The following is a 24,006-nucleotide window of genomic DNA, read 5'->3' as shown; positions in this document are numbered from 1 at the left end:
AGAGTGCCCAAGCCGATGACTTCAACTGAAAATAGTGATGAATCTAACGTCCAGGTCGAGGTAGAGACCCAATACCTACCCGACCAATCCGATCCACAAGGCCAGCGTTTTGCGTTTGCCTACACCATCACCATTCGCAACGGCGGCGAAGAGGCGGTGCGCTTGCTCAATCGCCACTGGATTATCACCGACGGTGACAATCAGGTGCAGGAAGTCCACGGCGAAGGCGTGGTGGGCAAGCAACCGCTGATCGAACCTGGCGAGTCCTTCAGCTACACCTCCGGCGCCGTGCTGGATACCGCCGTGGGCACCATGGAGGGCAGCTACGAAATGATCAGCGCCAGTGGCCGACCTTTTATTGCACCGATCGAGGTCTTTTCTCTGGTGCAACCTTCGGCGCTACACTGATCCGCCATGACTCGCTACGCCGTCGGAGACCTGCAAGGCTGCCTGACTCCCCTTAAAACGCTACTGGAGCGCGTCAATTTTGACCCCGCCGCCGATCAACTTTGGCTGGTGGGGGACCTGGTGGCACGGGGTCCCGACTCGCTGGACACCCTGCGCTTTTTATACCCGCTGCGACACAGTCTGCGCATTACTCTGGGCAACCATGACCTGCACACATTGTCCCTGGCCCGCAGCGCCGTTGATCACTCCCCTCACCCCACCGTGGAAGCGCTGCTAAAGGCACCCGACTGCGGCGAACTGATGGATTGGCTGCAACAGCAAGCCCTGGTGCATCGCGACCCGGCCGGTGATTTCATTATGAGTCACGCCGGCATCCCGCCGATCTGGACTAGCGCCCAGGCGGTGGCTCTTAGTGGCGAAGTCCAGGCGGTGTTGCAATCGCCCCAGGCCAACGCTTTTCTGTCCAGCATGTACGGCAATCAGCCCGATTTATGGCGAGACGATCTCCACGGCCTTGAACGCCTGCGTTGCATCACCAATTACCTGACCCGCATGCGCATCTGTGATGCCGACGGGCGCCTGAATCTCAAATACAAAGGGGAGTTGGAGGGCATTCCCGCCCCCCATCGCCCCTGGTTTGAATGGCAGAAGCCGGGAGAGCGCAGCGAAACCCTGATCTTTGGTCACTGGGCGGCCCTCAACGGCAACACTGGACGGGACGACATAATCGGCCTGGATACCGGCTGCGTGTGGGGTAACTGCATGACCCTGTTCAACCTGGAGACCCTGGAGCGTCTGCGCTGCGACTGCTGAGCGCCAACGCGCTATGCTTAGGGCCTGTCTATCACAATCAACCCAGAAAAGAGTTCATGCAAACCTACCTTGTCGGCGGCGCAGTCCGCGACCAACTACTCGATTACCCCTACCACGAGCGGGACTGGGTGGTGGTAGGCGCGACTCCCCAGGACTTGCTGGATCAGGGCTACCAACAAGTCGGCAAGGACTTTCCGGTGTTTTTGCACCCTGAAAGCAAAGAGGAATATGCCCTGGCCCGCAAAGAGCGCAAATCCGGCACCGGCTATCATGGTTTTATCTGCGACTTTGGCCCGGAAGTGACGCTGGAGGAGGATCTACAGCGCCGGGACCTCACCATTAACGCCATGGCCCAGGATACAGAGGGGCACATTGTCGATCCCTACGGCGGGCAGCGCGACCTACAGCAGCGCCGCCTGCGCCATGTCTCCGAGGCCTTCTCAGAAGACCCTCTGCGGGTATTGAGGGTGGCCCGCTTTGCCGCCCGCTACAAACACCTCGGTTTTAGGGTGGCCGACGACACACTGGCGCTGATGCAGCATATTAGCGCCAGCGGCGAGCTGGCCACCCTATCGGCGGAACGGCTCTGGGTGGAGATGGCCCGCGCACTGGGTGAGCGAGACCCCGGTGAGTTTTTTCGGGTGCTGAAAAACTGCGGCGCCCTGCCCGCCCTGTTCGATGGTTGGGACACGGCGCTGTCCGACGCGTTACTTTCGACACTGGACCAGGCGCTGGACTTGGGCGTTGAGGCCCGCTTTGCCCTCAGCGCCAGCGATATGGGGCACAGCCAGTGTCGCTCTCTCTGCGACAGGCTCAAGGTCCCCAACCAAGCCAGCAATTTGGCGCTGCACTGCGCCCGCCTGCTGCCGCTTTGCAAGCTCCCCGATGCAGACGAGGCCTTAGCGATGTTGGAGTCGCTGGATTACCTGCGGCGGCCGGAAGTGCTGGGCGAATTTTTACAGGTTGCTCGCCATCGCGGATTGCCCAGCCAAGCGGCCGAGACCCTGGCCCGTGCCGCCGACGCCTTGCGGTCCATCACCGCCCAAGCACTAATGGAGCAGGGTTACAAAGGCAAAGCCCTGGGAGAGGCATTGCGGGAACAACGCCGGGATACCTTGCAGCGCCTGTTAAGCCGGTAGGGTGGACAGCGCGGTTTATGTCCGCCGCGTGTCTGCACCCACTGTTCCACGCGCTCGTACACTGGCTAATCGTGGTGGACAGGAAAGCGCTGTCCACCCTACGAGCCGGGGATTCGATGCAACACCATGCGTACGGCGGACACCGCTGTCGTGTCCGCCATTCACCACGTGGTTGCGGCGTACATAAACCGCGATGTACGCCCTACCGCTGCCCCCGTTCGATGTCTACGCCTACGGCATCGGCGGCGTCGATGGCATCCGGCTTACTGAGCCGGAGCCGCAACCAGGGAATGGCAAACTCCTCACGCAGCAAGTCAGCGCAACGCTCCGCCAGAGTTTCCACCAGCAAACACTCACTGCTGCCAACATAATCAATCAGGCGTTCACTGACCTTTTGATAGTCCAGCGTCAGGGCGATATCGTCTCCCTGAGCTGCAGGGCGATTGTCCCAAGCCATCTCGATATCCAACACGATGGGCTGTCGCCCCTGGCGCTCGTAGTCGTGAATACCGATCAAGGTCTCGATGCGCAAGCCGCGAATAAAGACGGTATCCATTAGCAACGGCCCTCTTCGACTTCCACCGGGCTCAGCTCCGTCATCGGCCACCGTGGCCGCACTGCCACTTCAAGATCACTGTGCTGGCCAGACAACAGGCGCTGGCAGCCGGCGTAGGCGATCATCGCACCGTTGTCGGTGCAATAGGCCAAGCTGGGGTAGTACACCCGCCCGCCAATTTGCGCGAGCTTGGCTTCCAAACGCTGGCGCAGCGCCGTGTTGGCACTGACACCGCCGGCAATGACCAGGCGCTGCAACTGTTCCTGTTTAAGCGCCCGGGTGCATTTGATCACCAAGGTATCCACCACGGCCTCTTGAAAGGCAGCGGCAATATCGGCGCGATCCCGATCGCTCAGCTCGCCACCGCTGCGGCAGGCATCGATGGTATTCAGGGTAAAGGTCTTTAAACCGCTAAAACTAAAATCCAGGCCAGGGCGGTTCACCATCGGCCGAGGGAAGGTGAAACGTCCGGTATCGCCTTTGTCGGCCAATGCCGCCACCTGGGGGCCGCCGGGGTAACCTAACTCCAACATTTTGGCGGCCTTATCGAAGGCCTCGCCAGCGGCGTCGTCCAGAGACTCTCCCAGCATGGTATAACGACCGATGCCGTCGACCCGCACCAGTTGGGTATGCCCACCGGACACCAGCAATGCCACAAAGGGGAAGGCGGGCGGATCGGCTTCCAGCATCGGTGCCAGTAAGTGCCCCTCCATGTGGTGTACGCCGATAGCCGGCACGCCCCAGCCGTAGGCCATGGCCCGGCCTGCACAGGCGCCCACCATCAGCGCGCCGGCCAGTCCCGGCCCCTCGGTAAAGGCCACTCCGTCAAGATCAGTTGCCTGCAAGCCCGCGTCGTCCATGACTTGCTGTACCAGGGGCAGCAATTTGCGCACGTGATCCCGGGAGGCCAACTCTGGCACCACACCGCCAAACTCCGCGTGCAACGCCACCTGGCTGTACAGGGCATCGGCCAGTAAACCGCGCTCACTGTCGTAAATGGCGACGCCGGTCTCATCACAGGAGGTTTCCAGTCCCAGTACCCGCACTTTGTTGTCTCCACAAGCAAATTGCGCAAATCATACTGGCTGCCCGACATCCAGGCCAGCGGTGGCGGCCCTGATCGCCCATTTAAGCTTTGCTTTTTATCGCAAAGGGTTTAGAATGCGCGGCCTTTAAATACCCTTCCTATTGAGAGGGGTAAAATCTGTAGCGAAAATTATCGATCAACCCAACACAGGTTTAACGAATGCCTTCAGTGAAGATCAAAGAAAACGAGCCATTTGACGTAGCACTGCGTCGCTTCAAGCGCTCCTGCGAAAAAGCCGGCATCCTGGCCGAAGTTCGTCGTCGCGAGCACTACGAGAAGCCCACGTCAGTGCGCAAGCGTCAGGCAGCGGCCGCGGTTAAGCGCCACGCCAAAAAAGTGTCTCGTGAAATGAAGAAGCAGCAGCGCCTCTACTAAGCTGCAGCTCGGCTGCGGCGCCCGGTGGCGCAGCCCACAAAGCCTTTCCAAACTTGGCCTTTGGGTATAAGTAGGGCAAGGAAATAAGGCAAGAAAAAAGGCAAGAAAAGCGGTCGCCAGCTGTCGAGCTGGCGTCTTCTTTTGAGAGCACCTCTGTTCTACACGACCTACCGGTGACCCATGGCCCAGACCCTCAAAAAAGAAATCAGCGAGGCGATGAAGTCCGCCATGCGGGCCAAGGAAAAGTCACGCCTGGCCGCCATTCGTCTGATTCTCTCGGAGATCAAGCGTATTGAAGTCGATGAACGCATCGAAGTCGACGACGAACGCGTACTGGCTGTGCTGGATAAAATGTGCAAACAGCGCCGGGACTCCATCAGCCAGTACGAAGGCGCAAACCGCCAGGACTTAGCAGACCAAGAGCGCTTTGAGATGGAGGTCATCCAAACCTTCATGCCCGCGCCGCTGAGCGAAGCCGAACTCACCACCTTGATCGACAAAGCCATTAGCGACAGTGGCGCAGACTCCATGAAAGCCATGGGCCAGGTGATGGGTCTGCTCAAGCCTCAGTTACAAGGGCGGGCTGATATGGCAGAGGTCAGCAAACTGATCAAGGCCCGCCTGCAAGGCTAAGTCTGATTTCATCAGGCGACTCGGCCGATCGGGCTGATTGCCGGCCTCCCTCGCCACTGCTACTCTAATCCACCTATTTTTCGCCCACGACTGGACCTGCCGAGTGGCCGCTAAAGGACGCATCCCCCAGAGTTTTATCGATGACCTGCTGTCGCGGCTCGACATTGTCGAGATCATCGACCGCCGGGTGCCCTTAAAAAAGTCCGGCCGCAACTACACCGCCCGCTGCCCGTTCCACGACGAGAAGACCCCCTCTTTCAGCGTTAATCCGGATAAGCAGTTCTACTACTGCTTTGGTTGCGGCGCTGGCGGTAACGCCCTCAGCTTTATCATGGATTACGACCGGCAGGACTTTCCCGCCGCCGTGGACACCCTGGCCCACCACGCTGGCCTGGAGGTACCCCGAGAAGAACTGACACCGCAACAACAGCGCAAACAACAGCAGCGCAAAACCATCTACGATTTGATGGCGCAGCTGGCAACCCATTACCAGCAGCAGCTCCGCCAGCACCCCCAGGGCCAGCGCGCTGTCGACTATCTCAAACAACGTGGCCTAAACGGCCAGATCGCCCGGGACTTCGGCATCGGCTTCGCACCGCCGGGCTGGGACAACGTGCTGCAACAGTTCGGCGTTGACGAACAGGCCCGCCAGCAACTAATCGACGCCGGCATGGTGGTGGTCAGGGAAGATGGCCGCAGCTATGACCGCTTTAGGGACCGGATCATGTTCCCCATCCGCGACAACCGCGGCCGGGTAGTGGCCTTTGGCGGTCGGGTCTTGGGTGACGACAAACCCAAGTACCTCAATTCGCCAGAGACCGATATCTTCCATAAGGGCCGCGAGCTCTACGGTCTCTACGAGGCCCGCCAACATAACCGGCAGTTGGACCAACTGCTGGTGGTAGAGGGCTATATGGATGTGGTGGCCCTGGCGCAAAATGGCATCCCCCGAGGGGTGGCCACCCTGGGTACTGCCAGCAATACCGACCACCTGCGTACCGCGTTTCGCTACACCAGTGAAATCGTCTTCTGTTTCGACGGCGACCAAGCCGGGCGCAACGCCGCACAGCGAGCGCTGGAAAATGCTCTGCCAGTCATGGAAGATGGCCGCCAAGTCCGCTTTTTGTTTCTCCCCGAGGGGGAGGACCCCGACAGCCTGGTGCGCCGCATCGGCACCGCTGGATTTTTACAGCACATTGCCCAGGCCATGCCACTGGAAGACTTTCTGTTTACCAGCCTGAGCGAGGGCCTCAACACCGATTCCATGGAGGGCCGGGCGCGGCTAAGTAAACTGGCTGCTCCGATGTTGGCGCAACTGCCGGAGGGGGTCTACAAGCAACTGATGCTGGACGCACTGGCCAAGCGTACCGGACTCACGCCCCAGGCACTGGAACAGTTGATGCAATCGGCCGCCCCTCCTGAGGACGAGGCACCGCCACCCGGGCACACAGGTAGCAGCGATAGAAGCGAAAAACGCCGCGACACCGCCGGCCTGATGGCCAAACTACCGGCCTCCCGGCGGGACCCGGCCCTATTCGCACTGGCGATGCTGCTTTTTGCACCTCAACGCACCGCAAAGGTGCCGCTGGGTCTATCGGCTCTGGGGAAGTCAGCGCTGGGAGATAGCGATAGCGAGGTCCTACTGAGGGATATTCTGCAATTATTGGAGCGACGCCCCGACTCCACCACCGCCATGTTGCTGGGGCACTGGCACGGCCAGCCCCAGTACGCCCTGCTCACCGAAGCTCTCAATACCATCGAGCTACTGGGGCCCTGGCTGGACGACGAGCGCGCCGCCGCCGCCTTTAGCGACACGCTGCAGTTCTTTCAGGCACAACATACCGAGCAGCGCTACCGGGAGCGACTCGCTGCCTTGAAAGCCCGCACATCCGAGCGGCCCGAGCTTCCCGTAAGCGACACCGTACAACCCGAAGTCGACAAAACCACCACCGCCAACTACGCTGAAATTGACGACGAGACCAAGGCCCAGCTGTTGCATATCCAGCAATTACTGGCGGAAAAACACCGCCGCTAACACGCCCTGGTCGACAATTTAGCTGAACATCCCCCTACTTAGCTGGTCGAACAGTAGGCAATTGAAGTATAATGCGCGGCTATTTTTTGGGCCTGCACCTGACGAGTACATAGCTAGTATGAGCGACGCACATCACCAATCTCGCCTGAAACAACTCATTGCCAAAGGCAAGGAGCAGGGATTTCTGACCTATTCAGAGGTCAACGACCATCTGCCGGAGGATATTTCTGATCCGGATCAGGTGGAAGAGATCATTCAAATGATCAACGACATGGGTATCCAGGTGTTCGAGCACGCCCCGGACGAGGATACCCTGATCATGACCGGCGGCGACTCCGCCGACGATATCGCCGCCGCTGAAGCCGCCGCTGCCCTGGCCGCCGTAGAAACCGAAACCGGTCGTACCACTGACCCGGTACGGATGTATATGCGGGAAATGGGCACCGTCGAACTGCTGACCCGGGAAGGCGAAATCGCCATCGCCAAGCGTATCGAGGAAGGCATTCGGGAAATGATGGCCGCCTTGGCCTACTATCCCGGCGTGGTTAACGGCATCCTGGCCGAGTACGACAAAGTGGCCACTGAAGAGCGCCGCCTGGGCGATATCATCAGCGGCTACCTGGACCCGGCCGACAACGTGCCCTCCCCCCAACAGCAAGCAGCGGCTGCGGCAGACTCCGATGACGACGAGGAAACCACCTCTGGCCCTGATCCCGAGGAGGCCCGGTCGCGCTTCACGGCGCTGCAAAAGCAGGCCGACAAGGTAGAAAAATCCATCGCTGCCCAGGGGCGTTACAGCAAACAAACCGCCCGGGAATTGGCGGCACTGGGTGAGCTGTTCAAATTCTTTAAACTGACGCCGGCGATGTTTGAGCCCCTGGTGGAAGAAGTACGCACCACCCTCAGCTCCATTCGCGCCATGGAAAGAGAAATCATGGTGATCTGCGTCAAGAACGTGGGCATGGATCGTCGCGCCTTTATCCGCGCTTTCCAGGGCAATGAAGCCAACCTCGGCTGGGTGAAAGAGCACAGCAAGACTCACCCCGCACTGGCCGATTTTGGCGACGCCATTAGTAAAATCCAGACCCGTATCGCCCATATCGAAGAGCGTCAGGACCTGACTATTTCCGATATCAAAGAGATCAATCGCCGCATCTCTATCGGCGAGGCCCGGGCCCGCCGCGCCAAAAAAGAAATGGTAGAAGCCAACCTGCGTTTGGTTATCTCCATCGCCAAGAAGTACACCAACCGCGGTCTGCAGTTCCTCGATCTGATTCAGGAAGGCAACATCGGCCTGATGAAAGCCGTGGACAAGTTTGAATACCGCCGCGGTTACAAGTTCTCGACCTATGCCACCTGGTGGATTCGTCAGGCCATCACCCGCTCTATTGCGGACCAGGCCCGCACCATCCGGATTCCGGTGCACATGATCGAAACCATCAACAAGCTCAACCGCATCTCCCGGCAGATGCTGCAGGAGATGGGGCGCGAACCCACCCCTGAGGAGCTGGGCGAGCGCATGGAAATGCCCGAAGACAAGGTTCGCAAAGTGCTGAAAATCGCCAAAGAGCCTATTTCCATGGAGACCCCGATTGGCGACGACGAAGACTCCCACCTGGGCGACTTTATCGAGGACAACACCATTTCCTCACCGGTGGATTCGGCAACAGGCGAAGGCCTGCGGGAAGCCACCCGGGAAGTGCTGGCCGGTCTTACTGCCAGAGAGGCCAAAGTGCTGCGCATGCGCTTCGGCATCGACATGAATACCGACCACACCCTGGAAGAAGTCGGCAAGCAGTTCGATGTTACCCGGGAGCGGATTCGTCAGATCGAAGCCAAGGCACTGCGCAAGTTGCGTCACCCCACCCGCTCGGACCACCTGCGCAGCTTCCTCGACGAGTGATAGGCCTGCACAGAGCGATCGCCCCGCTGGCGCTGATATGGGCACTGGCGGGGTGTAGCACCACAGCCGATCAAAGCGCGCCGCCGCCTCCGGCGATGACGGAAGCTGGCGAAGCTGCAAAAGGCAACCCTGCGCCAGCCAAGGCCTACTATTTGCGCCTGCAGCAGGCAATTACGGCGGCAAACCAGGGCCGTTATCCCTTCGCCGCAGCGCAGCTACAGTCTCTACTGGCCAGTGACGACCTCAGCCTGCCCTTGCGGCGGGAAGCGCTGGCCAACCAAGCATTGCTGTATCTGCGATCAGACACACCGCTGCACAGCCCCAAGTCCGCCAGCCTTGCCGTGGACAAACTCCACCAGCTCGCCCTCCAGCCCCCGGAGCAACAGGACGCCCTGCTGCAGGCCTTGGACTTGGCTCTTGAAAACACACTGAGGCTCAACAAGCTGGAGAGCCAACATCGCGCCGCCCTGGAGCAGCAACAGCAACTTCGACAAAATGTCGCCGCACTGGAAGAAGCCTTGGAAAAGCTCAGACAATTGTCACTGCAATAACGCCTTCGATTACGACTCTTCCCACGCCTCATCGCACGGCGATTAGCTATACTTTTTCCACTACAGCCACATTGCCGCGGCACTGGCGCACAGCGTCATCACAAACAAAAACCACTTCAGTGCCCGCTGGCTGGCTTTCAGGGCCAGCCGGACACCCAAGCGACCACCAATCATTGTGCCCAGCGCCAATACCAAGCCCGGTACCCAGGCGACCATGTCCTGCCAGATAAACAGCGCCATAGAGACAATGGTCAGAAACAGAGTGCACAGCATTTTCAGGGCATTGGTTTTTACCAGGTCATAACGCAGTGCCCCCGCCAGGGCGGCGATCAAAATAAACCCCACTCCTGCTTGCACAAAACCCCCATAGACCCCGGCCAGCAGCAAAACCCAGCGGGCACTGGGTCGCTGATCTACCCGATACGGCGTAGTGCCCGGTGGCGGAGCCACCACATCCGGTCGCAGCAGCACCAGAGCCGCCATACCCAGCATTGCAGTCAGCAAAGCCGGCTTCAGCCATACGGTGGGAGCAAAGGCCGCCGCTGCAGAACCCAGTACCGAACCCACCACCGTGGGCCATACCACGGCCCGCAGGTCCCCTCTCGGCAGCTGCTGGTGGCGATCAAAGCCCCTCACCACGGTGACAGCCTGCACCAGCACACCGACCCGGTTAGTCGCATTGGCAACATCGGCGGGCAAACCCAGCACCATCAAGGCCGGCAGCGTGAGGTTGGAGCCGCCCCCCGCCAGAGTATTGATCACGCCGGCAATGCCCCCGATAGCAATCAACAGAACGATAAATTGCGGCGTGAGTTCATACAGCATAAGTAATTACCGACCGATGAATTTTTGTGCAAAGTTAGGCATCATAACCTTACGAAATTAAAGGCACTGACTATGGCTGCAAATACAGAGCTACTGGACGAGCACCGCATCCGCGATATTACCCGCAACAAAGCTTCGATGATTCGCTCACTGTCCGAGCTGTTTGCTCGGGAACTACCCGGCATGTTAGCGGGTATCAACGCGGCACATAGTGATGGCGACCGGAATGCACTGGCTCAGGCAGTGCACAAGTTGAAAAGCGCCCTAGGCAACTTTGCCACCGGCGAATTCTACCAGGAAGTTGCCAACCTGGAGCACAACGCTCACCAGCAAGACTTAAAGCTCTGGCAGGCCGACTGGTTAAGTACCCGCGAAAGGCTCGACAGCTTGATGCAACAATTAGATCTGCTGGGGAGAGACACGTAAAAAATGGATGTTTTAATCGTCGATGACGACCCCATAACGCGTCTCGCTCTGTGTGCAGCCCTCGAAGAGTGGGGCCTGAACCCGGTTGTCGCCGAAAGCGGTAACCGCGCACTGGAAATGCTCGAGCAGGACAACCCGCCTCACTTGCTTATCCTGGATTGGTCAATGCCCGGAATCAGTGGTCCGGAGCTGTGCAAAATCCTCCGCGCCCGGGATGACGGTCAGTTTTTCTATATCCTTATGCTAACCGGCAAAGAGGGCAATGAGGCTGTTATCGAGGCCATGGAGGCCGGCGCCGACGACTTTCTCAGCAAACCCTTCGACCACCGGGTGCTCAAAGTCCGGATCGCTGCCGGCAGCCGAATTGTGCGGCTGGAACAAACCCTCAACCAGCTCGCTTCCCGGGACTCACTGACCCAGTGCTGGAACCGGCGCATGATCGATGAATTGTTCGATAGCACCCTAGCCGAAGCCCGCCGCAAGGGGTCCGCTCTGTGCGTGATGATGGTGGATATCGACCACTTTAAAGCGATCAATGATACCTACGGCCACGCCATCGGTGATACCGCCCTGCAACACATGGTGGCGATACTGAACCAAAATCTCAGAGAGTACGATCAAGTTGGGCGCTACGGCGGCGAAGAGTTTATCGTTGTTCTGCCTACCACAGATCGCGATTCTGCCTGGGGCATCGCCGAGCGGGTTCGCTCTGCAGTGGAATACCAACCCTCCGTACTTAGCGATGGCCGCGAGATTTCCATGACGGTCAGCATTGGTCTGGCGATGTTTGAGCCCAAACGCGACCCCGACCGCCGCTCGCTGATGGAGCGGGCTGACCAGGCCCTGTACAAAGCCAAGCGCAGTGGGCGCAACCGGATCATCGTCGCAGATTGACACGCCCTCCCTATCACCGCATTTTTTTACACCACATCACTTCACGCCGCACTTGTTTTTTCATTTAGCAGCTTTAATATGCATGTATGAAAAATAATAATGTTATTACTCCCTCCCTGCGGGATACCGTGACCGATGTACCCCGGGCGGCGCTGGAGTGTCTCTCACTGGGTTGGTCGCTGCGCGGCCTCAATAGCCTGCGGGACGGTGATGGCCACCCGGTGGTGGTGATCCCCGGCTTTGGCGGCGGCGACGGCAGCACCTATTTGATGCGCCGCTGGCTGTCCCGACGCGGCTATAACAGCCTGGGCTGGGGACTGGGCCGAAACTTCCCCCGTGGCTCGATCCGCTCAATTGAAGAGGCCTTAAGCTTCAGAGATGATCAGGTACGACGCCTTGCCCAGCAGCTGGATACCGTGCAAGCGCAATATGGGGAAAAACCCAGCCTTGTGGGCTGGAGCATGGGCGGGCTCTACGCCTGTGAAATCGCCAATCAATTTCCCGAGCAAGTTCAACGGGTTATCACCCTGGGCACCCCCCATGGCGACCCCAGAAACACCGCGGCCTGGCGCCTGATGAAGGCCTTCTATCGCAGCGAGACAAGCGATGACGAGCAGGACGTCAGTGGCTGGCTAAGCCAGAATCGCCCAACCCAGAGAGCGGTGCCCATCTACGTGATATTCAGTCACCGCGACGGTTTAGTACACCCCAGCGCGGCCGGTCTCAATCACGCCGCCGCGCGGCATATTCGCGTTGACTCCAGCCACGTTGGCTTTACCGCCAACCCGAGGGTGTACCAGCGCCTGGCGGCAATCCTGGCGACGAAGATGTAATGCATATGGCTGATAGCCGCTAAAGGTTAAGCCTGATTAACTTTCGTTCATGGTAGTTGATAGCGACTAGTCCATAAAAATAAGCTTTCAGTGGAGCGAGACGTGAGCAAAATAAAAACCCTGACAGGAGGGCTGTGCGCCCTCGCGGTGGCGATTAGTCCTGCCGCCCTGGCCCAATCCGGAAAACAAAATCTCGGCCTAGAAGAGGTCATTGTTACCGCTCAGAAAAAGGCTGAATCCCTCCAGGACACCCCCATTTCGTTGACCGCCTTTGGCGAGGAAAGGCTGGAAATCGACGGCATCAGCAACCTCGGTGATATCGGCTCAAAAGTACCCAGCCTGACCATTGAGCCCTTCCCTATAAACAACGCCACCCTGCGGATTTTTATTCGCGGCATTGGTATTTCTGACGTGCAGGTCACTCAGGATCCACCCATCGGCGTTTACGTGGACGGTGTCTATATTGCCCGCTCAACAGGTACCGCCCTGGATGTAGCTGAGCTACAGCGCATCGAGGTGCTGCGTGGCCCTCAGGGTACGCTCTACGGCCGCAATACCACCGGTGGTGCTATCAACCTGGTAACCAAGCGCCCTACCACCGAAGGTTTGGAATTCAAGCAAAAGTTCACCGTTGGCTCGCGCAATTTGTTCACATCAAAGACGTCAGCCAATGTTCCACTGACTGACAACCTGGCTGCCAAGCTGGCGTACTTGTACACCGAGCAGGATGGGTTTATCGAAAACACCGGCCCCGGCGGCGACTTTGGCGACCGCCAAGTCCAGGGCTTCCGGGTCGATTTGCGCTGGGATATCTCCGACACCATGTCTCTGGACTACGCCTACGACCAGTCCGACTTTGATTACTACAACACCATGTATCAAAGCGTTCGACCGGGCGTGCAGAACAAAGGGCAGGCGGAACCCATCAAGGCATTCGCCAATAGTCAATCCAAATACAGCAACAACCGCTTCTCCAAGATGGCAACTGCCATGCCCTACGAGGAATCCTCCACGGAAATCGAAGGCCACGCCTTTATTCTCACTAAGGACTTTGAAGCCGGTCAGTTGAAGTACATCGGGGCCTATCGGGAGCTGGTGGACGCCTCTTATGCCGACCTCGGCGGCGGTTTGGGTTCTCAGGATTACCGGGTCGACTCCCACGAATACTGCGGTCCCGCAGCAATGGCGCAAACTGGCGAGGAGTGCCTGCCGTTGGTGATCCCCGAGATCAGCCAAGAGCAGTATTCCCACGAGATTCAATTTAGCGGTTCCCTGTTTAACGACAGCGTCGACTATATCTTGGGGGCCTATTATTTCGAGGAAGAGGCCACCGAGGATAACTCGCCCATACACCACCAATTTAGCTCTAAACTTAGCAACGACGTCATCCCCATTCCTCTGCTTGGAGAGTTGCTAGGCGGAGTTCTGATTGGTGCTGGCGACGTCGGCATTATGAATATGCTGTCCCAGCGCTACGACATAGAGAACAAGGCGAAGGCACTGTTTGGCCAGTTTACCTGGACGCCAGATATCCTCGAAAACCGCCTGCACCTGACCTTCGGTGCGCGTTACTCCGACGACGACAGAACCGCCCTTAAAAACCAAACGGACAAGACCTATATCGAAGTCAACAATCTGAATATGGCTATCGATACCGAAACCCTGGATCCACTTTCACCGATACTGGCCGGTATTGGCTTTCTGCTGCCGGGTGATCGCAGCTTTGACAATATCCGCGGCACCCAGTCCTTTACCGACACATCGTTTAGCTTTATTGCCGAGTACGACATTACCGACGATATCAACGTTTACGGTAAATTCGTACAGGCCTACAAGTCCGGCGGCTTCAACACCCGCGATCCACAGCGCGGTGCCACTGGCAGCCCTCCCGGCACCCCCGGCAGAGGCGACGACACCAATGAACCGGCCGCTGACGGTGTCGTGTACGGCTTTGGCTTTGCCGATGGCTTTGACGAAGAGAACGTCGACTCCTACGAGGCGGGGATTAAAAGCGAGCTGATGGACCGCCGTCTGCGGATCAACGCCAACCTCTTTTTCAGCCAATATACCAATATTCAGCTCAACCAAATCCTCAACGGCACCGTAGCCGACACCAAGGTCTACAACGCCGGTGAGGCAGAGATGTACGGTCTGGAGTCAGACATCACCTTCCTGGCGCTGGAAAATCTGATGCTGATGTTGAACTACGCCTACCTGGAAACCGAGGTGACCGAGGCCACTGACCGGGAAGGTAACGACGTTGCCGACACCTATGTGTTCTTCTCGGCACCCGAGCACTCCTTCACCGCCTCCGCCGACTTGACCCTGGCCTACGAGGACTGGGGCATTACCTCCCTCAATGTGAGCTACAACTACATGACGGAGCGCAATGGCGGTTCCCGTGCCGCTAACGCGGTGAACACCTTCCAAAGAGACTACGGGCTGCTCAATGCCCGGCTTAGCATCAACGAAATTCCGGTAGGCCGTTTCGGTCGCCTCAATGTCGGCTTCTGGGGCAAAAACTTGCTGGACAAGGAGTATGCCATCACCGCCGTCGACAACCTGCCGGCTGCTGACCGGGCGGTGATTTGGGGCGATCCTCTCACCTACGGTGTTGACGTTATCTTCAACTATTGAGATCAGTACACACCTATAAACGCCCCGCTTCTTCGCGATCGGGGCACAAATAAAAAAGGCGGTGTTTTCACACCGCCTTTTTTTGTCTGCGATTGTCTGAGAGACGCTGTATTCAGAATCGCACAAAGGGTTGCATCGCTCGAGCAATCCAGCCCTTGAAGCGCAGCGGTTCATCCAGAGCGGCGAGACAAATACAGTCTTGGTCGGCATCGGCGATGGGTTGATGCTCCGTCGAGCCGTCGAGATCAGCCACGTCTCCAGCATTAAACTTGCCAAGAGAATCACTGTAGCCGCCTTGGAGAATCAGCGTCATCTCGTTGCCTTGATGGCTGTGTACTGGCATTTTCTTTCCCGCCGCGATGCGCAACATAAATGCATTACCCTCATCACAGGGCAGTGGCACGCGCTGCAGCCCGGGTACAACCGTTTTCCAATTCAGGCTTTCTAAGTCGCTGCCTCCCAGGAAGCGATGCAATAGACGCGGAACGCCAGTGGACGGCGGCGGAGATGACCACGCTGTTGTCCTCGCCGGCTTGGGAGCCTCCACTGAGGGCATATCCAGTTGCTCAAGAATGGCTTCCCGGCGCCCGGTAGACATGGCCATCGGCGTTAAATCGTCCACCATTGCGCCCCCCAGGGCTTCCGCTTCAGCGACTCGCTGTCGGCACTCACTGCAAAATTGCAGGTGGCAGCCCGTAACCAGCGCCAGCGCGGCGGGGAGCGATCCCGCGGCGTAACTCATCAGCGATTCATCACTGGGGTGATGCTGAATACTGCTCATGTAACGTCAACTCCAAAGTGCTGCCGGAAGGCCCTAATGGCCAACCGCAGGCTCGATTTAACACTGCCCAGTGGCATACCGGTCTCCTCCGCTATCTCACTGTGGCTTTTACCCTCGAAGTACGATTTGTAGACCACCTGCGCCTGATTGACCGGCAACTGGTCCAACACCGCCTTGATACGATCACCGTCGGCCTCTAGGGTCATCTCGGTGGTTTCCAGCTCTGCCAACGAGTCGTCGGCTTCATAAGCTATGCCGCGCTGTTTACGCAGTTTATCTATCCATAGATTACGCGCTACGCGAAAAAGCCAGGTGCTCACAGCGGCCTTGTCTGGCTTGTACAAGTGAGCCTTATTCCACAACGCCAACAGCGCCTCCTGGGCTAGGTCTTCCGCCATCGCACTGTCTACCCCCTGACCGCTTAAGTACGCGTTGACCCGGGGCGAAAAGTGGTCGTATAACTCCATAAAACGCTGCTTGTCACGGTGTTCGGCGACGGCAACCATGCACTTGGCCCAATAGGCGCCGTTTTTCACCACCTCTGCGGAATCGTCCGCCATTAACACACCTCTCACTGGCATATCTGTTTATTCTCCGCCTGATGGATACAACCCACCGGCTGTCCACAAGATAACGATATTGGGCACAAATTGCAGTGACATTTGTACCGACAACGTTACCGCTAGGGGCAACCGAACCCGTATCAGAGCCGGGGGCAATTCCCCGGCGCTGAATAGAAAACCTCTCTATCTTTTCCGACTTGCCATCCTCAGAGGCAAAAAACCCTGTCAAAACAAGACTTAGCATTGCCCGACCTGAGCGCCGGAGCTACTATGAAGGTCAAAACCGTGTCGGAGATCTTCATGCCAGCAACCTTTGCCTCAATGCCTGACCTGATTGGCAATACCCCTCTGATTAAACTCGAAGCGGCATCGGCCCTGACCGGCTGTACCATTCTCGGCAAGGCGGAATTTCTCAACCCCGGCGGCTCCGTCAAAGACCGTACCGCTCTGGGCATCATCCGCGACGCCGAAGCCAGGGGCCAACTGCGCCCCGGCGGCACCGTGGTGGAAGGCACTGCGGGCAATACCGGTATCGGCTTAACCCTGATTGCCAACGCTCTTGGCTATAAAAGTGTGGTCGTCATGCCCCACAGTCAAAGCCGCGAAAAAATAGAGCTTCTGGATCTATACGGAGCAGACTTGCGTTTGGTTCCCGCCACGTCCTACAGCGACCCCAATCACTACGTGCACCGCGCCCGCCGACTGGCCGAGGAACTGGTGGAAAAAGAACCCAACGGCGCGATATGGGCCCGCCAATTCGACAACCCCGCCAATACCGATATCCACCAGCGCACCACCGGTGAGGAGATCTGGCAGCAGACCGAAGGTCAGGTCGACGGCTTTATCTGTGCGGTAGGCACCGGCGGTACCCTGGCCGGTGTCAGCCGGGCGCTCAAGGGCCACAACCCCGACATCACCATCGCGCTGGCCGATCCGCAGGGCTCCTCACTGCACAACTACTTCAGCCGCGGTGAGCTGGAAGGCGAAGGGCGCTCTATCACCGAAGGCATTGGTATCAGCCTGGTAACCGACAACCTGCGCCTGGCTCAGGTGGACCGCTCCTACCAGATAAGCGATGCCGACGCCCTGCCCTATATCTTTAACCTGCTGCGCCAGGAGGGCCTGTGCCTGGGCGGCTCGTCGGCAATCAACATCGCCGGCGCGGTTAAGCTGGCCGAGGAGCTGGGGCCGGGCAAAACCATCGTCACCGTGCTCTGCGACTACGGTGATCGCTACAAGAGCAAACTCTACAATCCGGTATTTCTGGAAAACATGGGCCTGCCGGCTCCGGACTGGATGCGCAACTAACGCTGCCCCCAGCCGCCAACAGAGGACTCAGTAATATGGAAATTGGCACCATGGTATTCCTGGCCATCGTGGTCTTTGTGGTGATCTACGTGGTCATGCTCTACAACGGCCTGGTCAATCTGAAGCACGCCGTCACCAAGCACCTGGCCAACATCGACGTGTTGTTAAAGCAGCGCCACGATGAGCTCCCCAAGCTGGTGGAAACCTGCAAGCAGTACATGCAATTTGAGCAGGACACCCTAGAGAAAGTCATCCTCGCCCGCCAGCAGGTGGCCAGCGCCCAGGCCAGCCACGACATGCGCGCACTCGGCGAGGCCGAAACCGGCCTGCGGGCCAACCTGGGCAACCTGTTTGCGCTGGCGGAAAACTACCCCGAACTCAAAGCCGACAGTTCCTTCCAGGCCTTGCAGTCCCGCATCAGCTCGCTGGAGAACGCCATCGCCGACCGGCGGGAAACCTACAATGAAGCCGTTAACAACAATAACGTGCGTATCGAACAGTTCCCCGATGTGATTGTGGCCCGCTTGTTTAACTTCAAAGCCTTCGACCTGCTGAAATTCCGCGAAGAGGAGTTGCGGGATGTGGATATCAAATCGCTGTTTAGCTAGGGCCTGCTCACACTAATGGATTACCTGCCCCACGTGATGGCCGGTGCCGCCGCATTAGGTGCCGGCTGGTTCAGTTTTAACCGCCTGCGCCGGGCGCGGGTTATCGAAGACACGCCCACGTCAAAAATCCGCTCCGCCCACCAGGGCTACGTGGAGATTATCGGCGCCGCCATGGATCGGGACAGTGAGGCGCCGTTGATCAGCCGGCTCAGCCAGTCGCCCTGCCTGTGGTTTCGCTACCGCATCGAACGCTACGAGCGCTCCGGCAAAAACAGTCGCTGGAGAACGCTGGAGCAGCGCAGCAGCGAGCGACCGGTGCGGATCAACGACGGCACCGCCGACTGTTACGTATTCCCCGACCGCGCTGAAGTCACCACCCATCGCAAGCGCACCTGGCACGGCAGCCAGCGCTACCCCAGCGGCAGCGAGGGCGGGTTCAGCCTGCTGGGGCGCCGCTATCGCTATACCGAAGAACTGCTGTGTAGCGACGACCTGCTCTACGTCATCGGCCAGTTTGAAACCCGCCACCCCCCCAGCAATCAGGAAGTTGACAAGGCCCGAATGGCGGACATCCTCAATGAATGGAAACAGGATTACGACCGCCTGGTGACCCGCTTTGACCGCAATGGCGATGGCGAAATAGACCTTCAGGAATGGGCACTGGCCCGGGAGGAAGCCCAACGCCAGGCCGCCCGGGAGCGGCACAAGCAAACGCCCCGCGCCGCCATCCACACTATGGTGTATTCGCCTGACCGGCGACAACCGTTTATCATCGCCACCTCTGAACCGGAATCACTGAGCCGGCGCTTTCGCTGGCAGGCGCTGGGCCTGCTTGTCGTCAGCCTGGCCGCCACCGCCGGTTTCGCCTGGTTACTACTGAATAAAAGCGCGCTGTAGGGCGCATGGAACCACAACAATGACAAGCCCGCGCACCAATACGCGAGAGCGCATTCTCGAGGTTGCAGAGAACCTGTTTGCCCAACAGGGTTTTGCCGCCACCTCGGTGAGTGAGATCGCCGCCGAAGTCGGCATCAGCAGCCCTGGCATCTACAAGCACTACGCCAACAAGCTGGATATTTACGAAGCCGTTTGCGCAAAACTGTTCGCCCCACTGGCGGAGGTCACCAGTCAGTTACAGCCTACCGCCGATTTCAGCGAAACCCACAAACAGATTCACGAGGTGATGTCGGCGCTGGCCGCCAATCCCAATATTGCGCGCTTGGTCCAGCACGCCACCCTGGCCCGGGACGAGACCCTCGATCTGCTCAGCGAGCGCTGGTATCGCAAGTTTTTCGCCTTTTTCAGTGACAGCGCCACCAACCCCGACCGGGAGTGGATCAATATTCCTGCCGCCATGGCCTTCCACTGTATGATTCTGGGCTATGTCACCTTATCGCCCCTGCACCAGGCGATATTTGGTATCGACCCGCTGGAAACCAGCCAGCTCAATGCCCAATTGCAATTGCAGCAGGACATGGTGGACGGCCTCACCCAGTTGGTGGAAAAACACCGCTCTCCGGCCTGAGCTTGCCGGCGCGTGTCGGGGCTACGCGACCAATTGTTCCGCCGCGGCCTTCATCGACTCGGCAAAACGGGACTCTAATGCCTCCATCTCCTGGCGAAATTGCTCCCGCTCTGCCCGGGACAGGGCCTTCCAATCAGCGTGGGTGGGAATATGCGACAATTTTGCCGCCACTTCGGTAAATACCCGGCCCTGTTCTCGGTGAGTGGTGGACATCGCCGGTTGGTCCAGCAGCACGGCGATGCGCAGCGCCGCCTCACTGCCGCCCACCTGCCCCGCCAGGTAGCAGCGCGCCAGAATCTGTACGCTGTCCAGGGCCTCCACCGCCACCTTTTGCCCCACCTCAGACTCCGCTTCCGCTCGGGCCTGCTCGGCCTGACGCTGGCGGTGCAGCAACCACAGCAACCGCCCGGCGATCACCGCCAATACCACCACAATCACAACACCGATCCACGCCAGTACCGCTAAATCGCTCATCCTCACCTCAGTTCTAATGCTATACAGACAGCATAGCGCCAGACCGCTCAATAATCGAAATTCAGTGACCGCTGGCACCCCCCGCGCAGCGCCCAACCTTGTCACACTGCATTCATAATGACCGCATTCAAAATGGATGTGACAGTGGAGACGCCTGCATTATAATCACGCCCCCGAAACATCCCCGCCCACCGTGCGGGGACGCCGCCGATAATCTGGAGTGACCGCTTTGCCAACTCCCGCCGCCATACAGTGGCGTGATAACCAGCTGGAGCTGCTGGATCAACGCCTATTACCCACAGAAATACACTATCTGCGCTTTGACAGCGCGGCGGCAGTGGCCGACGCCATCCGCGATATGGTGGTACGTGGTGCACCCGCTATTGGGATTACCGCCGCCTATGGCATGGCACTGGCGGCCAGGTCCGTCGGCCCGCTCCCCAGCGTTGCCGCCTGGACCCAGGCGCTGTCAGCAGCCCGCCACGCTCTGGCAAACTCCCGCCCCACCGCGGTCAATCTATTTTGGGCTCTGACCCGGGCCGACCAAACCATTGAGCAATACGGTAACGGCGGCGACGTCGCAGAGGCCTTGTTGCAACTGGCACACCAGCTACTGGCAGAAGATCTAGCCATCAATCAGCGCATTGGCGATCACGGCGCCGCGCTGATTGCCCCCGACAGCCTGGTCTACACCCACTGCAATGCCGGTGCATTAGCCACTGGTGGCTACGGGACGGCGCTGGGGGTCATCCGCAGTGCCCACGCCGGCGGCAAGCTGCGTGGCGTTATTGCCGGAGAAACCCGCCCCTGGTTGCAGGGTGCCCGCTTGACCACCTGGGAGTTAATGCAGGACGGCATCGATGTTAGCTTGGCCACCGAGGGCGCCGCCGGCCATCTGATGCGCTCACTCAAGCCAAGTTGGGTAATCATCGGCGCCGATCGCATTGCCGCCAATGGCGATGTCGCCAACAAAATCGGCAGCTACAATCTCGCGATCCTGGCTCGCCACCACGGTGTGAAGTTTATGGTGGCGGCTCCGATCAGCACTTTTGACCCCTCTCTGGATGGCGACGATATCCCCATTGAGCAGCGTCCCGGCGAGGAAATCACCCACAGCCGCGGCGCCCAGGTGGCGCCCAGCAACTGCATCAGTCTCAACCCCGCCTTTGATGTCACGCCGGCGTCATTGATCGACGCCATCGTCACCGAGTACGGCGTTATTCACTCCCCCAGCCGGGAGAGCGTGACGGCGCACCTGCAAACGGCTAAGGAGTAGCTTTCGATGGCATCAACTGATCCTCGTATCGAAGCGGCTGTGCCGCGAGACCGGCGCTTTTACGAAAGCGCAACCGCCCTGGCTGCCGCCGGCGAGCAACTGCACCAACGCGGCTGGGTGCCGGCGACCAGCGGCAATTTCTCGCTGCGTTTAAGCCCCACCACTGCCATTGTCACCGCCTCGGGGCGGCATAAAGGCAAACTGGGCCCCGACGACTTTATTGCCGTGGATCAATCCGGAACGCCTCTCACCGACGGCAAGCCGTCGGCGGAAACCCTGCTGCACACGCAGCTCTATGCCCGCTTTGCCAACATTGGCGCGGTGCTCCACTGTCACTCCGTCAACAGTACCGTGCTGTCGCTGGAAACCCAGGGCAGTGAATTAGTATTGACGGGATACGAGGTGCTGAAGGCTTTCAGCGGTGTCGACAGTCACAATACCAAAGTCGTATTGCCAATTTTCGACAACGACCAGACCATTTCCCGCATGGCGGCGAAGGTAGATACCTACCTGGCCGCCAAGCCCGACTGCCCGGCCTACTTGATACGGGGCCATGGTGTGTATTGCTGGAGTGACGATCTGGACAGCTGTCTCGACAAACTCGAGGCGGTTGAATTTTTATTGCAATGCGAACTGGAGCGGCGGCGCCTGCACCCAGGCCAGCACACGGGAGAAAAACAATGAGCCATTTGGCCGTTTTCGACGACAACAAGCCTTCACAGCCGCTAAGCAGCACCGAGGAGCCCAAGCAGATTCAGCGTATGCTGGCTGAAGTTGGCGTGCGCTTTGAGCAGTGGCCTACCTCCCCCGACATCCGCGCCGGCGACAGCCAAGAGGCGGTTATCGCTGCTTATAAAGCGCAGATAAATGATTTATGTGCCACAGAGGGCTATCAGACTGTCGATGTGATCAGCCTGGGCAGTGACCACCCTGACAAAGTCGCACTGCGGGATAAATTCCTGTCCGAGCACCACCACAGCGAAGACGAGGTCCGTTTCTTTGTGCGGGGTCAGGGTTTGTTTGCACTGCATATTGGCAGCCGCGTGTACGAAGTTACCTGCGAACAAGGCGACTTGCTCAGCGTACCTGCCAATACCCGCCACTGGTTCGACCTGGGCCCCAACCCCGATCTAGTGGCAATTCGGTTTTTCAACAACCCCGACGGCTGGGTAGCCCACTACAGTGGCAGCGATATTGCCGCATCGTATTCACGGCTGGAGAATTAATGATCAAGGCTATCGTCACCGATATCGAAGGCACCACCACCGATATCGACTTTGTCCACAAGGTCCTGTTTCCCTACTCGACCGAACGCCTGCCGGACTTTGTCCGCCAGCATGCCGGCGAATCCAAAGTCAGCGCGGCACTGGCCGAGGCGGCTTACGCCGCCGGAATCCCCGGCGACGATATCGAGGGCCTTATCACGGCGCTGTTGCAGTGGATCGCCGAGGACAGGAAAATCACCCCGCTTAAAACCCTGCAAGGATTGATTTGGGAGCACGGCTACAAAAGCGGCGATTTTCACGCTCACATCTACCCCGACGCCGTTGACGTACTGCAACAATGGCAGCGACAGAAACGCGCTCTCTACGTCTATTCTTCGGGCTCGACCTTTGCGCAAAAACTCCTGTTTGGCCACACCGAGGCGGGAGACCTACGGGGACTGTTTAGCGACTACTTTGACACCACCACCGGCAACAAGCGGGACGCGGCCTCTTATCGCAGCATCGTCCGCAGTATTGATTTACCCGCCACCCATATTGCGTTCCTCTCTGACGTGGTTGAGGAACTGGATGCGGCAACGCAGGCGGGTATGACCACGGTGTGGGTGCAACGGCAGGGCGAGCTGCAACATCGCAGCCCCCACCTCAGCGTCAGAGACTTTAGCGAAATCGATTTCTAACGTGACTTAAGCTGCCGCGAGCGTCGCAGTATCTCTGCCAGCTCTGGCTCTACAGGCATGCTTTTAAAGGCACTGATATTGCTGCCACCGGTATTGCCGGTCGGCAACAGCCCCGGGGGTGTCAATATCAGCGCCCCGACCAGACGCAGCAGCTGACCCGGCGCCCCCCTGCCACGGCGATACCGCAGCTCCCAGCACAGCATATGCCAGTGGGCCGCAAGGTGATAACGCGTCACCCCCTGCCCCAACACGTGAGCTCGTTCCAGGTGAACAAAGGCTTGGTCGGGGCGACCATCGGCAAGTGCCAAGCGATAGCGTGCCAGTTCCTGCTTTATATGGGGACGAAGGTTCCGGGCAAATTGATTCATTGCCACGCTTCCTTGAACTCACCTGTCTTTTGCATAGCGCTCTATCCAGTAAATACACCGGCGCTAGACTGGCACCTGGAGCCAC

At 58.7% G+C, this 24,006-nt stretch carries 27 protein-coding genes; 20 read left to right on the top strand and 7 right to left on the bottom strand.

What is annotated here, in order from left to right:
• Window positions 1-15 precede the first annotated feature (15 nt).
• Genes apaG through I6N98_RS05910 form a run of 3 tightly spaced genes read left to right on the top strand, consistent with a single transcriptional unit; the run spans window position 16 to window position 2,360 of the window.
• The gene (apaG, locus tag I6N98_RS05920) at window positions 16-408 is read left to right on the top strand and encodes a Co2+/Mg2+ efflux protein ApaG (protein ID WP_198570874.1); all 393 of its coding nucleotides are present in this window, start codon (window positions 16-18) and stop codon (window positions 406-408) included.
• Between the two features lie 6 nt (window positions 409-414).
• Complete coding sequence (locus I6N98_RS05915; protein ID WP_198570873.1) at window positions 415-1,221, top strand: symmetrical bis(5'-nucleosyl)-tetraphosphatase; 807 nt, start codon at window positions 415-417, stop codon at window positions 1,219-1,221.
• A 56-nt stretch (window positions 1,222-1,277) separates the two neighbouring features.
• Window positions 1,278-2,360, top strand: coding sequence for a tRNA nucleotidyltransferase/poly(A) polymerase-related protein (locus tag I6N98_RS05910; RefSeq protein ID WP_198570872.1), 1,083 nt, complete (start codon window positions 1,278-1,280; stop codon window positions 2,358-2,360).
• A 202-nt stretch (window positions 2,361-2,562) separates the two neighbouring features.
• Here I6N98_RS05910 and folB read toward each other — a convergent pair whose 3' ends face one another.
• Together folB and tsaD are read right to left on the bottom strand one after the other, a co-directional pair.
• On the bottom strand, window positions 2,563-2,916 hold the full coding sequence (gene folB, locus I6N98_RS05905; RefSeq protein WP_198570871.1) for a dihydroneopterin aldolase: 354 nt from the start codon (window positions 2,914-2,916) through the stop codon (window positions 2,563-2,565).
• Window positions 2,916-3,962: a tRNA (adenosine(37)-N6)-threonylcarbamoyltransferase complex transferase subunit TsaD gene (tsaD, locus tag I6N98_RS05900; RefSeq protein ID WP_198570870.1), complete on the bottom strand. Its 1,047-nt coding sequence runs from the start codon at window positions 3,960-3,962 to the stop codon at window positions 2,916-2,918. Before tsaD ends, folB begins: the two co-directional genes overlap by 1 nt.
• Before the next feature lie 200 nt (window positions 3,963-4,162).
• Between tsaD and rpsU the strand changes: the two genes are divergently transcribed.
• The 5 genes from rpsU (at window position 4,163) to I6N98_RS05875 (ending at window position 9,500) form a co-directional block, all read left to right on the top strand.
• Window positions 4,163-4,378 carry a 30S ribosomal protein S21 gene (rpsU, locus tag I6N98_RS05895; protein ID WP_198570869.1) on the top strand — a complete coding sequence of 72 codons (216 nt, stop codon included), beginning with the start codon at window positions 4,163-4,165 and terminating at the stop codon, window positions 4,376-4,378.
• A gap of 180 nt (window positions 4,379-4,558) precedes the next feature.
• Window positions 4,559-5,011, top strand: a complete 453-nt coding sequence (locus tag I6N98_RS05890) for a GatB/YqeY domain-containing protein (RefSeq protein WP_198570868.1) — start codon at window positions 4,559-4,561, stop codon at window positions 5,009-5,011.
• Window positions 5,012-5,114: 103 nt separating this feature from the next.
• Entirely contained in the window at window positions 5,115-7,046 is a 1,932-nt protein-coding gene (dnaG, locus tag I6N98_RS05885; RefSeq protein WP_198570867.1) for a DNA primase, read from the top strand.
• Between the two features lie 118 nt (window positions 7,047-7,164).
• On the top strand, window positions 7,165-8,949 hold the full coding sequence (rpoD, locus tag I6N98_RS05880; RefSeq protein WP_198570866.1) for an RNA polymerase sigma factor RpoD: 1,785 nt from the start codon (window positions 7,165-7,167) through the stop codon (window positions 8,947-8,949).
• Window positions 8,946-9,500: a hypothetical protein gene (locus I6N98_RS05875; protein WP_198570865.1), complete on the top strand. Its 555-nt coding sequence runs from the start codon at window positions 8,946-8,948 to the stop codon at window positions 9,498-9,500. Before rpoD ends, I6N98_RS05875 begins: the two co-directional genes overlap by 4 nt.
• A gap of 60 nt (window positions 9,501-9,560) precedes the next feature.
• Here I6N98_RS05875 and I6N98_RS05870 read toward each other — a convergent pair whose 3' ends face one another.
• Window positions 9,561-10,325, bottom strand: a complete 765-nt coding sequence (locus I6N98_RS05870; RefSeq protein ID WP_198570864.1) for a sulfite exporter TauE/SafE family protein — start codon at window positions 10,323-10,325, stop codon at window positions 9,561-9,563.
• 72 nt (window positions 10,326-10,397) lie between these two features.
• Between I6N98_RS05870 and I6N98_RS05865 the strand changes: the two genes are divergently transcribed.
• The 4 genes from I6N98_RS05865 to I6N98_RS05850 all read left to right on the top strand — a co-directional run bounded on the left by I6N98_RS05865 (window position 10,398) and on the right by I6N98_RS05850 (window position 15,115).
• Window positions 10,398-10,751, top strand: coding sequence for an Hpt domain-containing protein (locus I6N98_RS05865; protein WP_198570863.1), 354 nt, complete (start codon window positions 10,398-10,400; stop codon window positions 10,749-10,751).
• Between the two features lie 3 nt (window positions 10,752-10,754).
• On the top strand, window positions 10,755-11,645 hold the full coding sequence (locus I6N98_RS05860; RefSeq protein WP_198570862.1) for a GGDEF domain-containing protein: 891 nt from the start codon (window positions 10,755-10,757) through the stop codon (window positions 11,643-11,645).
• An 86-nt stretch (window positions 11,646-11,731) separates the two neighbouring features.
• Complete coding sequence (locus I6N98_RS05855; protein WP_198570861.1) at window positions 11,732-12,478, top strand: esterase/lipase family protein; 747 nt, start codon at window positions 11,732-11,734, stop codon at window positions 12,476-12,478.
• A 102-nt stretch (window positions 12,479-12,580) separates the two neighbouring features.
• On the top strand, window positions 12,581-15,115 hold the full coding sequence (locus tag I6N98_RS05850) for a TonB-dependent receptor (protein ID WP_232787477.1): 2,535 nt from the start codon (window positions 12,581-12,583) through the stop codon (window positions 15,113-15,115).
• Window positions 15,116-15,227: 112 nt separating this feature from the next.
• On the opposite strand, the gene I6N98_RS05845 is transcribed toward I6N98_RS05850, so the two are convergent.
• Together I6N98_RS05845 and I6N98_RS05840 are read right to left on the bottom strand one after the other, a co-directional pair.
• On the bottom strand, window positions 15,228-15,896 hold the full coding sequence (locus I6N98_RS05845) for a ChrR family anti-sigma-E factor (protein WP_198570860.1): 669 nt from the start codon (window positions 15,894-15,896) through the stop codon (window positions 15,228-15,230).
• The gene (locus I6N98_RS05840; RefSeq protein ID WP_198570859.1) at window positions 15,893-16,456 is read right to left on the bottom strand and encodes a sigma-70 family RNA polymerase sigma factor; all 564 of its coding nucleotides are present in this window, start codon (window positions 16,454-16,456) and stop codon (window positions 15,893-15,895) included. The genes I6N98_RS05845 and I6N98_RS05840 overlap by 4 nt, the downstream gene beginning before the upstream one ends.
• A 273-nt stretch (window positions 16,457-16,729) precedes the next feature.
• Here I6N98_RS05840 and I6N98_RS05835 point away from each other — a divergent pair, with 273 nt between their 5' ends.
• Genes I6N98_RS05835 through I6N98_RS05820 form a run of 4 tightly spaced genes read left to right on the top strand, consistent with a single transcriptional unit; the run spans window position 16,730 to window position 19,900 of the window.
• The gene (locus tag I6N98_RS05835) at window positions 16,730-17,767 is read left to right on the top strand and encodes a cysteine synthase A (protein WP_232787476.1); all 1,038 of its coding nucleotides are present in this window, start codon (window positions 16,730-16,732) and stop codon (window positions 17,765-17,767) included.
• Window positions 17,768-17,802: 35 nt separating this feature from the next.
• Window positions 17,803-18,375, top strand: coding sequence for a LemA family protein (locus I6N98_RS05830; RefSeq protein WP_198570858.1), 573 nt, complete (start codon window positions 17,803-17,805; stop codon window positions 18,373-18,375).
• A 15-nt stretch (window positions 18,376-18,390) separates the two neighbouring features.
• Window positions 18,391-19,272 carry a GIDE domain-containing protein gene (locus I6N98_RS05825; RefSeq protein WP_198570857.1) on the top strand — a complete coding sequence of 294 codons (882 nt, stop codon included), beginning with the start codon at window positions 18,391-18,393 and terminating at the stop codon, window positions 19,270-19,272.
• A 19-nt stretch (window positions 19,273-19,291) separates the two neighbouring features.
• The gene (locus tag I6N98_RS05820) at window positions 19,292-19,900 is read left to right on the top strand and encodes a TetR/AcrR family transcriptional regulator (RefSeq protein ID WP_198570856.1); all 609 of its coding nucleotides are present in this window, start codon (window positions 19,292-19,294) and stop codon (window positions 19,898-19,900) included.
• A gap of 21 nt (window positions 19,901-19,921) precedes the next feature.
• Here the strand turns inward: I6N98_RS05820 and I6N98_RS05815 are convergent, their stop codons facing one another.
• Entirely contained in the window at window positions 19,922-20,374 is a 453-nt protein-coding gene (locus I6N98_RS05815; protein WP_198570855.1) for a DUF2489 domain-containing protein, read from the bottom strand.
• A 220-nt stretch (window positions 20,375-20,594) separates the two neighbouring features.
• On the opposite strand from I6N98_RS05815, the gene mtnA reads away from it, so the two are divergent.
• Genes mtnA through mtnC form a run of 4 tightly spaced genes read left to right on the top strand, consistent with a single transcriptional unit; the run spans window position 20,595 to window position 23,553 of the window.
• The gene (mtnA, locus tag I6N98_RS05810; RefSeq protein WP_232787475.1) at window positions 20,595-21,650 is read left to right on the top strand and encodes an S-methyl-5-thioribose-1-phosphate isomerase; all 1,056 of its coding nucleotides are present in this window, start codon (window positions 20,595-20,597) and stop codon (window positions 21,648-21,650) included.
• A 6-nt stretch (window positions 21,651-21,656) separates the two neighbouring features.
• Window positions 21,657-22,334: a methylthioribulose 1-phosphate dehydratase gene (locus I6N98_RS05805; RefSeq protein ID WP_232787474.1), complete on the top strand. Its 678-nt coding sequence runs from the start codon at window positions 21,657-21,659 to the stop codon at window positions 22,332-22,334.
• Window positions 22,331-22,876, top strand: coding sequence for a 1,2-dihydroxy-3-keto-5-methylthiopentene dioxygenase (locus I6N98_RS05800; RefSeq protein ID WP_198570853.1), 546 nt, complete (start codon window positions 22,331-22,333; stop codon window positions 22,874-22,876). The genes I6N98_RS05805 and I6N98_RS05800 overlap by 4 nt, the downstream gene beginning before the upstream one ends.
• Complete coding sequence (gene mtnC, locus I6N98_RS05795) at window positions 22,876-23,553, top strand: acireductone synthase (RefSeq protein WP_198570852.1); 678 nt, start codon at window positions 22,876-22,878, stop codon at window positions 23,551-23,553. Before I6N98_RS05800 ends, mtnC begins: the two co-directional genes overlap by 1 nt.
• Here mtnC and I6N98_RS05790 read toward each other — a convergent pair.
• The gene (locus tag I6N98_RS05790; protein WP_198570851.1) at window positions 23,550-23,921 is read right to left on the bottom strand and encodes a DUF3703 domain-containing protein; all 372 of its coding nucleotides are present in this window, start codon (window positions 23,919-23,921) and stop codon (window positions 23,550-23,552) included. The genes mtnC and I6N98_RS05790 overlap by 4 nt on opposite strands.
• Window positions 23,922-24,006 lie beyond the last annotated feature (85 nt).

This window comes from Spongiibacter nanhainus (assembly GCF_016132545.1).
GTDB lineage: Bacteria > Pseudomonadota > Gammaproteobacteria > Pseudomonadales > Spongiibacteraceae > Spongiibacter > Spongiibacter nanhainus.
The sequence above is the reverse complement of the archived record's forward strand: the minus strand, read 5'-3'. Positions and strand labels throughout refer to the sequence as shown.

Excerpts from the sequence above, each read along its gene's own strand:
- folB (WP_198570871.1), bottom strand. The coding sequence starts at position 2,916 with ATGGATACCGTCTTTATTCGCGGCTTGCGCATCGAGACCTTGATCGGT.
- I6N98_RS05915 (WP_198570873.1), top strand. The coding sequence starts at position 415 with ATGACTCGCTACGCCGTCGGAGACCTGCAAGGCTGCCTGACTCCCCTT.
- I6N98_RS05835 (WP_232787476.1), top strand. The coding sequence starts at position 16,730 with ATGAAGGTCAAAACCGTGTCGGAGATCTTCATGCCAGCAACCTTTGCC.
- I6N98_RS05790 (WP_198570851.1), bottom strand. The coding sequence starts at position 23,921 with ATGAATCAATTTGCCCGGAACCTTCGTCCCCATATAAAGCAGGAACTG.
- apaG (WP_198570874.1), top strand. The coding sequence starts at position 16 with ATGACTTCAACTGAAAATAGTGATGAATCTAACGTCCAGGTCGAGGTA.
- I6N98_RS05825 (WP_198570857.1), top strand. The coding sequence starts at position 18,391 with ATGGATTACCTGCCCCACGTGATGGCCGGTGCCGCCGCATTAGGTGCC.
- I6N98_RS05805 (WP_232787474.1), top strand. The coding sequence starts at position 21,657 with ATGGCATCAACTGATCCTCGTATCGAAGCGGCTGTGCCGCGAGACCGG.
- I6N98_RS05815 (WP_198570855.1), bottom strand. The coding sequence starts at position 20,374 with ATGAGCGATTTAGCGGTACTGGCGTGGATCGGTGTTGTGATTGTGGTG.
- I6N98_RS05870 (WP_198570864.1), bottom strand. The coding sequence starts at position 10,325 with ATGCTGTATGAACTCACGCCGCAATTTATCGTTCTGTTGATTGCTATC.
- I6N98_RS05890 (WP_198570868.1), top strand. The coding sequence starts at position 4,559 with ATGGCCCAGACCCTCAAAAAAGAAATCAGCGAGGCGATGAAGTCCGCC.
- I6N98_RS05845 (WP_198570860.1), bottom strand. The coding sequence starts at position 15,896 with ATGAGCAGTATTCAGCATCACCCCAGTGATGAATCGCTGATGAGTTAC.
- I6N98_RS05910 (WP_198570872.1), top strand. The coding sequence starts at position 1,278 with ATGCAAACCTACCTTGTCGGCGGCGCAGTCCGCGACCAACTACTCGAT.
- rpsU (WP_198570869.1), top strand. The coding sequence starts at position 4,163 with ATGCCTTCAGTGAAGATCAAAGAAAACGAGCCATTTGACGTAGCACTG.
- I6N98_RS05865 (WP_198570863.1), top strand. The coding sequence starts at position 10,398 with ATGGCTGCAAATACAGAGCTACTGGACGAGCACCGCATCCGCGATATT.
- I6N98_RS05800 (WP_198570853.1), top strand. The coding sequence starts at position 22,331 with ATGAGCCATTTGGCCGTTTTCGACGACAACAAGCCTTCACAGCCGCTA.
- I6N98_RS05840 (WP_198570859.1), bottom strand. The coding sequence starts at position 16,456 with ATGGCGGACGATTCCGCAGAGGTGGTGAAAAACGGCGCCTATTGGGCC.
- I6N98_RS05830 (WP_198570858.1), top strand. The coding sequence starts at position 17,803 with ATGGAAATTGGCACCATGGTATTCCTGGCCATCGTGGTCTTTGTGGTG.
- mtnC (WP_198570852.1), top strand. The coding sequence starts at position 22,876 with ATGATCAAGGCTATCGTCACCGATATCGAAGGCACCACCACCGATATC.
- I6N98_RS05820 (WP_198570856.1), top strand. The coding sequence starts at position 19,292 with ATGACAAGCCCGCGCACCAATACGCGAGAGCGCATTCTCGAGGTTGCA.
- rpoD (WP_198570866.1), top strand. The coding sequence starts at position 7,165 with ATGAGCGACGCACATCACCAATCTCGCCTGAAACAACTCATTGCCAAA.
- I6N98_RS05855 (WP_198570861.1), top strand. The coding sequence starts at position 11,732 with ATGAAAAATAATAATGTTATTACTCCCTCCCTGCGGGATACCGTGACC.
- I6N98_RS05860 (WP_198570862.1), top strand. The coding sequence starts at position 10,755 with ATGGATGTTTTAATCGTCGATGACGACCCCATAACGCGTCTCGCTCTG.